We start from the raw sequence: 13,897 nt of genomic DNA on the forward strand, positions 1-13,897 counted from the left end.
AGCCTGTAACGACGTTATAGCGCTGCCCAGGCCCGGGACGCTGCCCGGCCCCGCCGGGGGCTCAGGTGGGGTTCGGGGTGGGGGCGCGGAGGGTGCCGGGGGGAGCGAGGGTGGCCGGGGCCGTCGGGGCCCGGTCGACGCCCGTCGTCGCGGGCGGCGGGATCTGGTCCTGGCGGCTGCTCACCGCACCCCGGTAGACCGCGCTGAAGGCGAGGGCGACCATGCCGACACCCATCAGCAGGGCCAGCGCCCAGGCCACCGGGCGGTGCCAGCGGGCGGCGCCCCGGTACGGGCGCAGCGCGCCGCCGTGCGAGCCGTACGGGTCGGACCAGTCGGCGGCGGGCCCGTGGCGGCCGTCGGGGCTTGCGCCGCCGTCGTAGCCGCCGTACGCGCCGCCGTAGCGGTCTTCGTCGGGGGTGCCCGGCCCCCGTCCCGCGGCGCGGGCCGCCTCGGCCTCCGCACGGGCCTCGGCGGCGGCCAGCAGGCGTTCCACCGCGGTGGGTTCGTGGAAGGCGGCGGCATTGACGAAGTCCTCGTCGAACACCACGGGGGCGAGGTCCTCGTCCGCGCCTCCGCGGTCGTCGTCGGGCTCCCAGCCGTCCGGGAACGGCCTGCCCCCCACGTCGTCCGGCACGTCATTCAGAGTAGACCCGGGAGGGCCGTTTGGGCAGACGGAGGAAGCACTCTCCGTGGCCCGCCCGCCGGGGGGACGGGCCACGGTGGCCGGGCGGGCCGTCGTGGACGGGTGGGCCCCGGTGGCCGGGCGGGCGGCTACCGGATGTGGCCGTCGCCGGTGAGGATGTACTTGGTGGAGGTCAGCTCGGGCAGCCCCATCGGGCCGCGGGCGTGCAGCTTCTGGGTGGAGATGCCGATCTCCGCGCCGAAGCCGAACTGGCCGCCGTCGGTGAACCGCGTCGAGGCGTTGACGGCGACCGTCGTCGAGTCCACCAGTTGGGTGAAGCGGCGGGCCGCGGCCTGCGAGGTGGTGACGATGGCCTCGGTGTGCCCGGAGGACCAGCGCCGGATGTGCGCCACCGCGTCGTCGAGCGAGTCCACCACGGCCGCGGCGATGTCGTACGAGAGGTACTCGGTCTCCCAGTCCTCGTCGGTGGCCGCGACGACCGTCGCCTTGCTGTCCTCGCCGTAGGCCGCGACGGCCCCGTCGGCGTGGACGGTGACCCCGGCGTCGGCGAGTGCCTCCAGGGCGCGCGGCAGGAACGCGGGCGCGATGTCCCGGTGGACCAGGAGGGTCTCCGCCGCGTTGCAGACGCTGGGGCGCTGGGCCTTGGAGTTGATCAGCACGGCGACCGCCGTGTCGAGGTCGGCCTCGGCGTCGACGTACACATGGCAGTTGCCCGTGCCGGTCTCGATGACGGGGACGACGGACTGTTCCACGACGGTGCGGATCAGCCCGGCGCCGCCGCGCGGGATGAGGACGTCGACCAGCCCGCGGGCGCGCATCAGCTCCTGGACCGATTCCCGGGACTCGCCGGGCACCAGCTGGACCGCGTCGGCGGGGAGCCCGGCGGCCTCGACGGCGTCCCGGATCACCTGGACGAGGGCCGTGTTGGACGCGTAGGCGGAGGAGGATCCGCGCAGCAGTACGGCGTTGCCGGACTTGAGGCAGAGGGCGGCGGCGTCGGCGGTGACGTTCGGCCGGGCCTCGTAGACGATGCCGACGACACCGAGCGGCACCCGCACCTGCCGCAGGTCGAGCCCGTTGGGGAGGGTGGAGCCGCGGACGACCTCGCCCACCGGGTCGGGCAGCGCGACCACGTCGCGGACATCGGCCGCGATGGCCCGGACGCGTTCCGGGGTGAGGGTCAGCCGGTCCACGATCGACTCGCCGGTCCCGCTTTCCCGGGCCCGTGCGACGTCCTCGGCATTGGCCCGGACGATCTCGTCCGTACGGGCCTCCAGGGCGTCCGCGACGGCCAGCAGCGCGGCGTCCTTGGCCGCGCGCGGCAGGGGTGCGAGCTGTTCGGCGGCGCTCCGGGCGAGCCGGGCGGCCCGGCCGACGGGGGTCAGGGTTTCGGGCGATGCGGGCGACGTCGTCATACCCGCAGGGTAGTGGGCCCGCGCAGGTACCCGGCCGGCATCCCGTACTCCGAGACGCCGTACGGCGGGCCGTACCGGGTCGGAAGGCCGGCCGGGCAGCGGGCCGTACCGGGTCAGAAGGGGTGGACGCCGACCCGCGCCGCCGGGGGCGGGCCGTAGCCCTCCGCCAGGCGCTGGTGGTAGGTCTGGCGGTCGATGACCTCCAGGCCGACGATCGTCCACGGCGGCAGTTTCGCCGTCGACCGGTGCTCGCCCCAGAGCCGCAGCGCCACCGCGGCCGCGTCGTGCAGATCGCGGGCCTCCTCCCAGTACCGGATCTCGGCATGGTCGTTGGCATAGCGGCTGGTCAGCAGGAAGGGATGGTCGTGGGCGAGCTGTTCCAGGCCGCGGCGGACCTCCGCCAGCGGGGCCTCGGCGCCCGAGACGCTCAGGGTGATGTGCCACAGCTTCGACGAGAAGGACTGGATCTGGTCCTCGCCGGGAGCCGGGGCGCGGTCGCCGACGCTCGTGAGGGTCCGTTCGGACCGTACGCCGCGGGCGGGCGCCGCGACGGGCCGCTCGGTGCCCGTCGCCCCGTGCACGCAGCGGACACCGTTGTTGCCTCGGGGTGTGTCCCCCGGGCGCGCGATGGTCACAGGCGGCCTCCCGATTGCGTGTGTCGTGGTGCTGCGCCCCCCGCAGTGCCCCCGCAACAAAGTTGACCAGCCCCGGACCGGACGTGGGGCGGTTTTGGTAAAGGTCCCTGTTGGTTGACGGTGGTTTCAGCCGTTTCAGGGGTGCAACACCACGAGATCGTCCCTGTGTACGACCTCCCTCTCGTATTCCGGACCGAGTTCCCGGGCGAGTTCCCGGGTGGAGCGGCCCAGCAGCGGGGGGAGTTCGCGGGCGTCGTAGTTGACCAGGCCACGGGCGACGGCCCGGCCCGCGGTGTCGCGCAGCTCGACCGGATCGCCCGCGGTGAACTCGCCCTCGACGGCCGCGATTCCGGCCGGGAGCAGTGACTTGCGGTCCTGGACGACCGCCCGGACCGCGCCGTCGTCCAGGACCAGGGCGCCCTGGGGGGTGGAGGCATGGGCGAGCCAGAGCAGCCGCCCGGCGGAGCGGCGGCCGGTGCGGTGGAAGAAGGTGCCGGTGGTCCGGCCCGCCAGGGCGTCCGCGGCGCTCACGGTGGACGTGAGGACCACCGGGACCCCGGCCTCGGTGGCGATCCTGGCGGCCTCGACCTTGGTGACCATGCCGCCGGTGCCGACCCCGGCCCGGCCCGCGCTGCCGATCTGGACGTGCTCGATATCGGCCGGTCCGCGCACCTCGTCGATCCTGGAGGTGCCGGGGCGCGCCGGGTCGCCGTCGTACAGGCCGTCGACGTCCGAGAGGAGGACCAGCAGGTCCGCCCGGACCAGATGGGCGACGAGCGCCGCGAGCCGGTCGTTGTCGCCGAACCGGATCTCGTCGGTGGCGACGGTGTCGTTCTCGTTGATCACGGGGACCGCGCCCATGGCGAGCAACTGGTCCAGGGTCCGGTAGGCGTTGCGGTAGTGGGCCCGGCGGCTGGTGTCGTCGGCGGTGAGCAGGACCTGGCCGACCCGTACGCCGTGCCGGGCGAAGGAAGCGGTGTAGCGGGCGACGAGCAGCCCCTGGCCGACGCTGGCCGCGGCCTGCTGCCGGGCGAGGTCCTTGGGCCGGCGGGCCAGGCCGAGCGGGGCCAGGCCGGCGGCGATGGCGCCCGACGAGACCAGCACGATCTCCTTCTCGCCCCCGCTGCGGACCTTGGCGAGTACGTCGACCAGGGCGTCGACCCGGTCGGCGTCGAGCCCTCCCGCCGCGCTGGTCAAGGAGGACGAACCGACCTTGACGACGATCCTGCGGGCCTGCGTCACCTGCTGCCTAGCCTCTGTCACGGACCGAATCTATGCCAGGCCGCGGCTCCGGCGCCGCGACTTCTCACCGGCTGGACAGCCAACGGGCCCGGCCGGTGGCCGAAAACACCGGCATCGGCGCGGGCGGGAGACATACGGCGGCGGGGGCGGTCCGGCCCGTGCCGTACCGCCCCCGCCGCGGCGTTCCCGCCGTGCTCCCCGGTCAGCCCGCGACCGGCGCCTCGGAGCCGTTGGTCTCCTCCGCGGCCTCGTCGGCCGGGGCCGGGGACGGCAGCAGCGGCGGTACGGTGCCCTGCGCGTGCTCGCCGGTCCGCTGCGCCACGCCCCGGTTGCGGGCCTCGGCGACGGCCTGGAGGGTGCGGACGGCCGAGTTGAACCGTTCCATCGAGGTGGGGTGGTCCGGGCCGAGGAGGTACTGCTTCAGCTCGCGCCGGGCGCCCGCCAGTCCGTCCGCCCCGGGCGAGGCGACGGCCGCCAGCAGCTCGTCCAGTTCGACGGCGCTGTTGCTGAGGACGGTCGCGGCCCGGGCGGCGGTGTTCTGCCGCTGGAACTCCTCGGCGCCCAGACCGGCCGAGTCCGTGACGGCGTAGGGCTTTCCGCTGGCCATGTAGTCGGAGACGACGCTGGAGATGTCGGAGACCATCGCGTCGGACTGGTTGAAGCAGTCGTAGAGCCGGGGCTCGTTGCCGGTCACGACCCGGTGCTCCCACCAGCCGACCGAGGCCCAGTACGCCTCGTTCCACTCGGCCCGCAGCTGTGCGGTACGCGCCAGGCGGACCGGGTCGGAGACGGAGTCCCGGGACCGCTCGGCCTCGTCGCCGCCCGCACGGCCGGGCTTCAGCAGTACGGCCAGCTCGGCCTCGACGGCGGTCATCCGGGCGGCGGCCTTGTCCCGCGCGGCCTTGCCCGCGGCGCTCTCGGCGGCCCAGCGGGGGTCGGTGCGGCGTTCGGCGGCGGCGGTCTTCAGCAGGGCCGTGATCCGCTCGTGGACGGCCTTCGCCTTCTTGTTGCGGATGCCGGTGAAGGGGTGCGGCTTGTAGACGACGCGGACCGGTCGGTCGGCGGCGAGCAGCCTGCGGACGATGTTCTCGCCGGCCAGCAGCAGGGAGGTGTTGCCGGGGTTGTCGTCCCAGCCCTCCCAGGTGGGGGCGTAGAGCACGGTCGGGACCGGGTTGTTGGTCCGGCCGGTCCAGGTGGTGATGGGGGCCAGCTGCGGGCGGCCGACCTCGACGATGTCCTCGTCGCGGACGCCGACATCGGCCAGGGCGTAGCGCTCGCGCCCGGCCCGGCCGGCGGTCCACACCTCGTCGTAGACCTTGCTGAAGGGATTGACGGAGGCGAGCTTGTCGCTGTCGCCGTGGCCGATGAACACGTGCTTCATGGCGGGCTGGCGCAGGATGTGGATGTTCTTGCCGACGTTGGCGGAGTAGAGGGCGACCCGGACCGTGGAGAGGTCGAGGTTCATGGTGTGGGTGCCGCCGGGGACGCAGAGGACCGGTACCGCGGTCTCGCTGAGCTTCGGCATCAGCTCCCGCTCGCGCATGACGATCAGCGGGCGGCCGTCGATCTGCTCCAGGGTCTCCAGCCACATATTGACCTGGTAGGCCGAGGAGTTGCCGCCGGAGAAGTAGAGGACGACGGTCGGGCGGTACTCGCGCAGCCACTGGTTGACGGCCTTGAGGACCTTGGGGGCCGGGGGGACCCGGCGGCTGCGGAGGTAGGGCACCAGGACCGCGGTGTAGAGCAGTCCGAGGGCGACGGTGGCCGCGATGCCCGCGTAGCCGATCGCGTCCCGGCCGGTGGCGGCGGCGACCAGCACTCCGGCGACGGCGGGCAGGTCGAGGTGGAGCATCTTCTCGCCGGCCCGGCGGAGCAGCGCCCGCGGCGGGGCGTCGGGGATGCGTACGGCGTGCAGGTCGACGTTGCGGGTGACGACCGGGAGGGTGCGGCGGAGCCGGATCAGCGTGGTGAGGGCGCCGTGCGGGGCCTGGAGGCCGTAGCTGACCAGGAAGCCGGCGACCGCGGTGTAGAAGAGCGGCGTCTCGGCGAGCCCTTCCCGGGCCAGGAGCAGGACCAGCAGCAGCTGGCGGAGGAGGAAGCGGATGGAGAGTCCGACCCGGACCTTGCTCAGCCGGTTCAGCAGATAGCTGCCCTTCCGGTGCAGATACCAGTCGGCGAGGTAGGTGACGGCCGCGGCGGCCGCGAAGAACGGGACGCTCGGCAGCAGCGCGGCGAGCAGGACGCATGGATAGCCGAGTCCGAGGAGTGCCGCGGCGGCCAGCTCGGAGCGGCTGCCGACGCGTACCAGACGGATGGCGGTCGAAATCACGGGGAACCTGCTCCAAACGGTGCCGGGCGGTGGTGCTTCGTCAGCACGGGCGACGGGAAGGGGCGGGGGGCGCGGGAGGCGCCCGGGAGGCCGGGCCGGGTGCCCGGCGGGCGGCCGGGGGCCGCGGCGGTCCCGGTCACACGTCGCCCTGCCGGTCGAGGAGCGCCGCGAGGGCCTGCTCGAAGCCGGAGGCCTCGGTCGCGTCCCGGGTGGGGTCCTGCTGGCGTACGTCGACGACATGGCCGGTCAGCTCGGAGAGCAGGACGTCCAGCGAGGTGCGGGCGACGGCCTCGGAGGAGAGCAGGCTGCCCGCGGGCTCGGTGCCGAAGGCCTTGGTGCGCATCGGGGTGGCGGTGCGCTCGGGGTTGACGCAGTTGACCCGGATCCCGTCGCCCGCCCACTCGTCCGCCAGGGCCTGGGTCAGATTGACCATGGCCGCCTTGGTGGAGGAGTAGAGGCTGTACTCGGCGCGGCCGCGGGTGTAGCTGGAGGAGGTGTAGAGCAGCAGCTGCCCCTTGCTCTCGGCCAGGTACTTGTAGGCGGCGCGGGCGATCTGGACCGGGGCCAGATAGTTGACGTGCAGCGCTTCGAGGATGGTGTTGTTGTCGGTCTCGGCGAGCTTGCCGATCCGCAGCACCCCGGCGGTGTTGATGACGTAGTCGATGCGGCCGGTCTCGGCGTAGGCGCGGGAGAGCGCGTCGTCGACGTGCTCCGGGTTCTCGACGTGGGTGCCGGTGGTGGAGCGGCCGAGGGCGTACACCCGGGCCCCGTAGCGCTCGGCGAGTGCGGCGATATCGGCGCCGATGCCGTACGAGCCGCCGAAGACGACGAGGGTGCGGCCGGCCAGCAGTTCGCGGTAGGCGGCCTCGTCGGCCTGGGCGGGGGCGGCGGTGGAGGCGAGCTGGAAGAGCTTGTCGGCGAGGAAGACGTCGACCGGCTGGGTCACCTTCATGTTGTACTCGTCGCCCGCGACGACATGGATCGGCACGTCGGGCAGGTACTTGAGGACCACGGTGCAGTCGTCGGTGGCCTGGAAGTTGGGGTCGCCCGCGGCGATCTCGTAGGCCCGGCGGATCGTGGAGAGCTTGAAGGCCTGCGGGGTCTGGCCGCGGCGCAGCCGGGAGCGGTCGGGGACATCGGTGATGAACTCGCCGTCGTCGCCGTGGGTGCGGGTGACGATGATGGTGTCGGCGGAGGGAATGGCCACGTCGACGGCCTGGTAGCGGTCGAGGGCCGTCACACAGTCCTGGATCACTCGCTGTGACAGGAGCGGACGGACGGCGTCGTGGAAGAGGACGTTGAGGTCCTCGCCGGGGGCCAGCCCCTCGCCGAGCGCGGCGATGGCCCGCTCGGTGGTCTCGTTGCGGGTCGAGCCGCCCTCGATGACCTGCTTCACCTTGGTCAGGCCCGCTCTGGTGACGATCTTCTCGACCTCGGGGACGAAGCCCGGCGCCATGAGAACGATCACGTCATCGATGGCATCGGCCTGTTCGAAGATCGTCAGGGTGTGCTCGATGACGGCCTTGCCCGCGATCTTCAGCAACTGCTTCGGGATCGACAGACCCACCCGTTGCCCGGTGCCCCCCGCGAGCACGACGGCCGTGGTTCGGGGCTTGGCTACATGTGGTGCGGACACAGACGGACCTAACCTTGATTCGGGTGGGGGACGGAGCGATGGTCGCACTCTGCGTGACCGTCTCGCAAGGCGGGCATATCCCTCCGCACACCGCCGGGACACGGGTCGTTCACCCTGTGGCCAGGCGCGTTGGGGGTGCCGTAAAGACCCTGTGAAGTGACGGAGTGCACAGAGTGGGGGGATATGTCGGCGACGGTCATCGGTCCCTCACATGGAGGACGAGCCGGTTCACGTCGTCGAAGGCCGGTTTCAGCACCACCAGCCGCTGGTCACGGCCCCGGATCCGGCGCAGTACCCGGCGGGCCAGCAGCAGGGACCGCTGTTTGTGGAGCAGGACGTCCGGATAGGTCCGCACATCACTCTTCCGGAGCACATCGTCAAGGAGACGACCCACCGCCACCGGGTCCTGTGCGGGGCTGTAGCGCAGCCACAGGTGCCATACGCCCTCCTCCGGTCCGTCCGGTCCGTCCTGCTCCCATCGGTCCGCGACGGCTTCGCAGTCGAGGGTGACCGAGAAGCCGCGGGTGCCCTCGCGGGTGCCGTGGAAGACGATCTCGCCGGTGGGGTCGCCGTCGCGGCGCAGGATCAGGGTCGGTTCGCCCGCGGGTTCGACCGGGCCGTGGATCCGGCCGGTGAGGGTGAGCCGGTACTCGTCGGCGGTGAGGTCGCCGGCCTCGACATGCAGCCTGCGGACCCAGGAGCGCAGCGTCAGCACCCGGCCGTCGGGGTCGCGGAACGGTACGAGGTGGTGGACGGGGGCGTCCCTGGCGAACCGGCCGGCGGCGCGCAGCAGTCCGCGCTGGTCGACCGTGCCGGCGGCCAGCGGGGTCCGCTTGCCGGTGCGGGGGTCCTCCGTGTGGCAGGTCCACTGCCCGTCGGCGAAGACGGTGCCCGCGGGGATGACGGCGGTGCCGTCCGGCGCGAAGGGGAAGACGTGTTCGGCGCGGTCGGGGGCGGTGCCGGTACGGGGGCGGCGGGCGCCGCCCCGGGCGCCTTTGCGGCCGCCCGCCCGGCCCTTGCCCCGCGCGGCGGGCGCGGCGGCGGTGGCGGGGCTCTCGTCGTCACTGCCGCTGCCGGTACGGGTGCAGACCAGCCGCAGCCCGGGGTACTGCATGGCGGCGGCCTGGGGCTCCGTGATCCGTACGGTCAGGGATCCGTCGTCCCCGGTGACGCAGTCCGCGAGCGGCGCGAAGGGGCGGGTACGGGGTGCGGGGCCGTCCGGGCGGGTGCGGTGGAGGGGGCCCGCGCCCAGGGCGGCCAGCAACTCCTCGTACTGCTTGGCGATGGCGGCCGGGTCGAAGCGGGCGGCGGACGTCCGGGCCGCCGCGCCGAGCCGGCGGCGCAGCGGCTCGTCCTCGATCAGCCGGAGCAGGGCGCCGGCGACCGCGCCGCTGTCGCCGACGGGGACCAGCAGTCCGTCCTCGCCGTCGGTGACGATCGTGCGGGGGCCGTGGTCGCAGTCGGTGCTGACGACCGGCAGCCCGCAGCGCATCGCCTCGGCGATGGTGAGGCCGAAGGACTCGTGGCGGGAGGTGGAGACCGCGACGGACCCCTTGACCCACTCGGCTTCCATCGGTGCCACGGACCCCATCAGCTCCACGCTGTTGTGCAGGCCGAGGCGGTGCACGAGCCGGCGGACGCGCTCCCGGTCGGGGCCCCAGCCGTAGATCCGCAGCCGCCAGTCGGGGTGGGCGGCGGCGACCCGGGCGAAGGCGTGCAGCAGGGTGTCGTACTGCTTGGCGCGGGAGGTTCGCCCGGCCGCCACGATCAGCTTCTCCGACAGGCCGGCGGGCGCGAGGCCGGGTTCGGGGACCCCGTTGGGCACGGCGAGCACCCGGGTGTCGGCCTGGGGCAGCCGGCCGCGCCAGGCCGCCGCGTCCGCCTCGGAGACCGTGACCAGGGCGTCGAGTACGTCCAGCCGGGGCAGCAGCTCCGCCACCAGCTCCGGCGGGTGGTAGCCGAGGCTCATGTGCTCCTGGCCGACGAGCACCGCGTTCTGGGGGGCGGACCGGGCCAGGCAGGGCACCAGCGCGGGGCGGGTGGCGATGACGACATCGGCGTCCGACGCCTCGTAGTGGGCGGCTATCCGTTCGTCGGTGAGGGCGCTGTACTCGCGGTAGCGGCTCTCGTGGCGGGGCATCAGCGCGGACGGTTCGAGATGGGCACCCTCGTCGGGCCCGGCCTCCGGGGCGCCGGGGCGGGTGTCGACCAGCCCGGTCAGGGTGATCCGGGGGTCGGCGGGGAAGAGCGGGACGTCGCGGTGCCGGAAGACCGACACGATCTCCACCTCATGCCGGTCCACGAGCGCGTTCGCCAGGTTCAGCGTGCTGCGGATGGTGCCGCCGATGCCGTAGGCCGTGTGGATGAGGAAGGAAATCTTCATCAAGGCTCCGTTCACTGTTCCGGGACGGGGTGGCAGTGGCTCACGACCGGCCCGGAATTACGACGTCCGCCGTCGGTGGGTTCCGTCGGCCGAAGACGTCCGACGGAGGGTGGGAGGTTGCGAGACGGGGCCCATTCTTCCGAACCCGGAGGGGTGCCCGCGAACCCCCGTGCACAGCGGCGCCCCCTCACCGGCGGACCGGCGAGGGGGCGCCCCGTTGCACTCCCCGGAAAAGGCGTCGTCGCCTACTGGAAGGGGTCGAAGTCGTCGTACGCCCGCTCCGAGTCGTCCCGCTCGGCCTCGCGGTCGCGGCGGCGCTGGGCGGCGGGGCGCGGAGCCTCCAGACGGTGGTCCTCACCGCGGCGGCCGAGCATCTCGGCACCGGCCATGACGGTGGGCTCCCAGTCGAAGACGACCGCGTTCTCCTCGGGGCCGATGGCGACGCCGTCGCCCGCGCGGGCGCCCGCCTTCATCAGCGACTCCTCCACGCCGAGCCGGCTGAGCCGGTCGGCGAGATAGCCGACGGCCTCGTCGTTGTTGAAGTCGGTCTGGCGCACCCAGCGCTCCGGCTTCTCGCCGCGCACCCGGTAGAGCCCGTCCTCCTCGCGGACGACGGTGAAACCGGCGTCGTCGACGGCCTTGGGCCGGATGACGATCCGGGTCGCCTCCTCCGTCGGCTTTGCGGCACGCGCCTCGGCGACGATGCCCGCGAGGGCGTACGACAGCTCCTTGAGGCCCGTGCGGGCGACGGCGGAGACCTCGAAGACGCGGTAGCCGCGGCCCTCCAGATCGCCGCGGACCATCTCGGCCAGGTCCAGCCCGTCCGGAATGTCGATCTTGTTGAGGACGACCACGCGGGGGCGCTCGTCCAGCCCGCCGTACTGCTTCAGCTCCTCCTCGATCACATCGAGGTCGGAGAGCGGGTCCCGGTCCGACTCCAGGGTGGCGGTGTCGAGGACATGGACGAGGACGGAGCAGCGCTCCACATGGCGGAGGAACTCCAGGCCCAGGCCCCTGCCCTGGCTGGCGCCGGGGATCAGTCCGGGGACATCGGCGATGGTGTAGACCGTGGAGCCCGCGGTGACCACGCCCAGATTGGGCACCAGGGTGGTGAAGGGGTAGTCCGCGATCTTGGGCTTGGCGGCGGAGAGGACCGAGATCAGCGAGGACTTGCCGGCCGAGGGGTAGCCCACCAGGGCCACGTCGGCGACGGTCTTCAGCTCCATCACGACATCGCGGAACTCGCCGGGCTCGCCGAGGAGCGCGAAGCCGGGGGCCTTGCGGCGGGCGGAGGCCAGCGCCGCGTTGCCCAGGCCGCCGCGGCCGCCCTGGCCGGCCACGAAGCTGGTGCCGTGGCCGACGAGGTCGGCGAGGACATTGCCCTGGCCGTCCAGGACGACCGTGCCGTCCGGGACCGGCAGGATCAGGTCCTTGCCGTCCTTGCCGGAGCGGTTGCCGCCCTCGCCGGGCTGGCCGTTGGTGGCCTTCCGATGGGGGCTGTGGTGGTAGTCGAGGAGGGTGGTGACCGACTGGTCGACGACGAGGATCACATCGCCGCCGCGCCCGCCGTTGCCGCCGTCGGGCCCGCCGAGGGGCTTGAACTTCTCACGGTGGACGGAGGCACAGCCGTGGCCTCCGTTACCCGCGGCGACATGCAGCTCGACGCGGTCCACGAAGGTGGTCATGGGATGGTCCTCCAGAAAGTCACTGCGCAAGCGGCCGGGGTCGGGGTGACGGCGGCCGGGTCCCTGTGGCGGACGCGCCCCGCCTCGACGGGCGGTGCCTCCGCTCTCCTACTGCTAACACGCGAAGGGCGGACCCGCTTCCCCGTACGGGCCCGGAATAACCGGGACTCCGTCGGGGAGCAAGGTCCGCCCTCGCGAAAACGTCCTGCCGGGTGCCTGGATCAGGCGACCGGGACGATGTTCACGACCTTGCGGCCACGGTGACGGCCGAACTCGACCGCACCGGCCTGGAGCGCGAACAGGGTGTCGTCGCCACCACGGCCGACGCCGGCGCCGGGGTGGAAGTGGGTGCCGCGCTGGCGGACCAGGATCTCACCGGCGTTCACGACCTGACCGCCGAAGCGCTTCACGCCGAGCCGCTGAGCATTGGAGTCGCGACCGTTCCGGGTGGACGATGCGCCCTTCTTGTGTGCCATGTCTCCTCAGTCCCTTACTTCGCAGCCGTGGGGATGCCGGTGACCTTGATCGCCGTGTACTGCTGGCGGTGACCCTGGCGACGGCGGTAGCCGGTCTTGTTCTTGTAGCGAAGGATGTCGATCTTGGCGCCCTTGTGGTGGTCCACAATCTCGGCCTGGACCTTGATACCGGCCAGCACCCACGGGTCGCTGGTCACGGCGTCGCCGTCGACAACGAGCAGGGTAGAGAGCTCTACCGTGTCGCCAACCTTGGCGGTGGGAATCTTGTCAACCTCAACGATGTCACCGACAGCAACCTTGTGCTGACGGCCACCGCTGCGCACGATGGCGTACACGCGGATCTCTCTCTCGCTCGGAACGGAAGCCCCTGAAGCCAGCCGCTCACACGGCCCGGGAGCCGTGATGAGTCCGGATGGATGAGCGGCCTCTCCGCGCGGTGGTGTCCACCGCCGGGCGGAGGGAGGTGCTCAGGGACTGGCGCGCAACAGACACGCCGACGGTCAAGGGTACGGGTCGGCCTCGCGGGGGGTCAAACCGGGCCCCCGGGGACGGAACCGGGGCCTGCTCGATGGCGTGTCCCTGTCGGGGACGTATGCTCGCCCCTCGGAGCCGGGCCCGCCCCCGGCCGCCCGGGGCCGGTGCGACACCGGGGCTCCGGCGGGTCACCCACCGTTCCGGCCGTGCCCCGCGCCCGGCCGCGATGGCCGCGGACCTCCCCCGTACCCCCCGGCCCGTCCCACTCCGTCCGGAAGGCTTTCCACAGTGAACTACAGGGTCCAGCCCACCGCCCAGGTGGCCGAGTCCGCCCAGGTCGGCGCGGGCAGCAGTGTCTGGGAGCTCGCACAGATCCGGGAGGACGCCGAGCTGGGCGAGGGCTGTGTCATCGGGCGCGGCGCCTACGTGGGCACGGGCGTGCGGATGGGCGACAACTGCAAGCTGCAGAACTACGCGCTGGTGTACGAGCCCGCGGAGCTGGGCAACGGCGTGTTCATCGGCCCCGCGGTGGTCCTCACCAACGACCACTACCCGCGCTCGGTGGACCCCGACTTCCAGCAGAAGCGCGGCGGCGACTGGGAGGCCGTGGGAGTGAAGATCTCCGACGGCGCGTCGGTCGGCGCCCGCGCGGTCTGTGTGGCCCCGCTGAACATCGGCCGCTGGGCGATGGTCGCCGCCGGTGCCGTGGTGACCAAGGACGTCCCCGACTTCGCGCTGGTCGTCGGCGTACCGGCCAAGCAGGTCGGCTGGGTCGGCCACGAGGGCGTCAAGCTGGTGGAGCGCGCGGGCGAGCCCGGCGTCTGGGAGTGCCCGAAGTCGGGCCGTCTCTACCGGGAGACCGGGAACGGCCTCACCGAAGCCTGATCCCCCCTGCCCGGAGCGGTGCCGTCACCGCTCCGGGGCACGGAACGCCGGTGCCGGGCCGCCCCCGCCCGGCATCCGCGGTATCCGGCCGGCC

11 protein-coding genes are annotated in these 13,897 nt (G+C 73.0%); 1 reads left to right on the forward strand and 10 read right to left on the reverse strand.

Going from position 1 to position 13,897, the window contains the following annotated elements:
* Positions 1-61: 61 nt before the first annotated feature.
* From ACWDR0_RS04635 to rplU, 10 genes are all read right to left on the reverse strand, one after another.
* Positions 62-634 (reverse strand): SCO2584 family spore wall biosynthesis protein, encoded by a 573-nt coding sequence (locus tag ACWDR0_RS04635; RefSeq protein ID WP_456350142.1) that lies wholly within the window; start codon positions 632-634, stop codon positions 62-64.
* A 137-nt stretch (positions 635-771) separates the two neighbouring features.
* Positions 772-2,058, reverse strand: a complete 1,287-nt coding sequence (locus ACWDR0_RS04640; protein ID WP_456350143.1) for a glutamate-5-semialdehyde dehydrogenase — start codon at positions 2,056-2,058, stop codon at positions 772-774.
* Between the two features lie 113 nt (positions 2,059-2,171).
* A complete protein-coding gene (locus ACWDR0_RS04645) occupies positions 2,172-2,693 on the reverse strand; it encodes a hypothetical protein (protein WP_456350144.1) in 522 nt (173 codons plus the stop codon).
* Between the two features lie 135 nt (positions 2,694-2,828).
* Entirely contained in the window at positions 2,829-3,956 is a 1,128-nt protein-coding gene (gene proB / locus ACWDR0_RS04650) for a glutamate 5-kinase (protein ID WP_456350145.1), read from the reverse strand.
* 181 nt (positions 3,957-4,137) lie between these two features.
* Positions 4,138-6,264, reverse strand: a complete 2,127-nt coding sequence (locus ACWDR0_RS04655; RefSeq protein ID WP_456350146.1) for a hypothetical protein — start codon at positions 6,262-6,264, stop codon at positions 4,138-4,140.
* A 136-nt stretch (positions 6,265-6,400) separates the two neighbouring features.
* Positions 6,401-7,900, reverse strand: coding sequence for an SDR family NAD(P)-dependent oxidoreductase (locus ACWDR0_RS04660; protein ID WP_456350147.1), 1,500 nt, complete (start codon positions 7,898-7,900; stop codon positions 6,401-6,403).
* A gap of 196 nt (positions 7,901-8,096) precedes the next feature.
* Positions 8,097-10,283 carry a glycosyltransferase family 4 protein gene (locus ACWDR0_RS04665; RefSeq protein ID WP_456350148.1) on the reverse strand — a complete coding sequence of 729 codons (2,187 nt, stop codon included), beginning with the start codon at positions 10,281-10,283 and terminating at the stop codon, positions 8,097-8,099.
* Positions 10,284-10,528: 245 nt separating this feature from the next.
* Positions 10,529-11,968: a GTPase ObgE gene (obgE, locus tag ACWDR0_RS04670; protein ID WP_456350149.1), complete on the reverse strand. Its 1,440-nt coding sequence runs from the start codon at positions 11,966-11,968 to the stop codon at positions 10,529-10,531.
* Positions 11,969-12,189: 221 nt separating this feature from the next.
* Positions 12,190-12,444 carry a 50S ribosomal protein L27 gene (gene rpmA / locus ACWDR0_RS04675; protein ID WP_006349338.1) on the reverse strand — a complete coding sequence of 85 codons (255 nt, stop codon included), beginning with the start codon at positions 12,442-12,444 and terminating at the stop codon, positions 12,190-12,192.
* A gap of 14 nt (positions 12,445-12,458) precedes the next feature.
* Positions 12,459-12,779 carry a 50S ribosomal protein L21 gene (gene rplU / locus ACWDR0_RS04680; protein WP_456350150.1) on the reverse strand — a complete coding sequence of 107 codons (321 nt, stop codon included), beginning with the start codon at positions 12,777-12,779 and terminating at the stop codon, positions 12,459-12,461.
* A 427-nt stretch (positions 12,780-13,206) separates the two neighbouring features.
* On the opposite strand from rplU, the gene ACWDR0_RS04685 reads away from it, so the two are divergent.
* Positions 13,207-13,803, forward strand: coding sequence for an acyltransferase (locus ACWDR0_RS04685; RefSeq protein ID WP_456350151.1), 597 nt, complete (start codon positions 13,207-13,209; stop codon positions 13,801-13,803).
* Positions 13,804-13,897 lie beyond the last annotated feature (94 nt).

The organism is Streptomyces sp. NPDC003691 (assembly GCF_053981115.1).

Excerpts from the sequence above, each read along its gene's own strand:
- ACWDR0_RS04640 (WP_456350143.1), bottom strand. The coding sequence starts at position 2,058 with ATGACGACGTCGCCCGCATCGCCCGAAACCCTGACCCCCGTCGGCCGG.
- obgE (WP_456350149.1), bottom strand. The coding sequence starts at position 11,968 with ATGACCACCTTCGTGGACCGCGTCGAGCTGCATGTCGCCGCGGGTAAC.
- rpmA (WP_006349338.1), bottom strand. The coding sequence starts at position 12,444 with ATGGCACACAAGAAGGGCGCATCGTCCACCCGGAACGGTCGCGACTCC.
- ACWDR0_RS04665 (WP_456350148.1), bottom strand. The coding sequence starts at position 10,283 with ATGAAGATTTCCTTCCTCATCCACACGGCCTACGGCATCGGCGGCACC.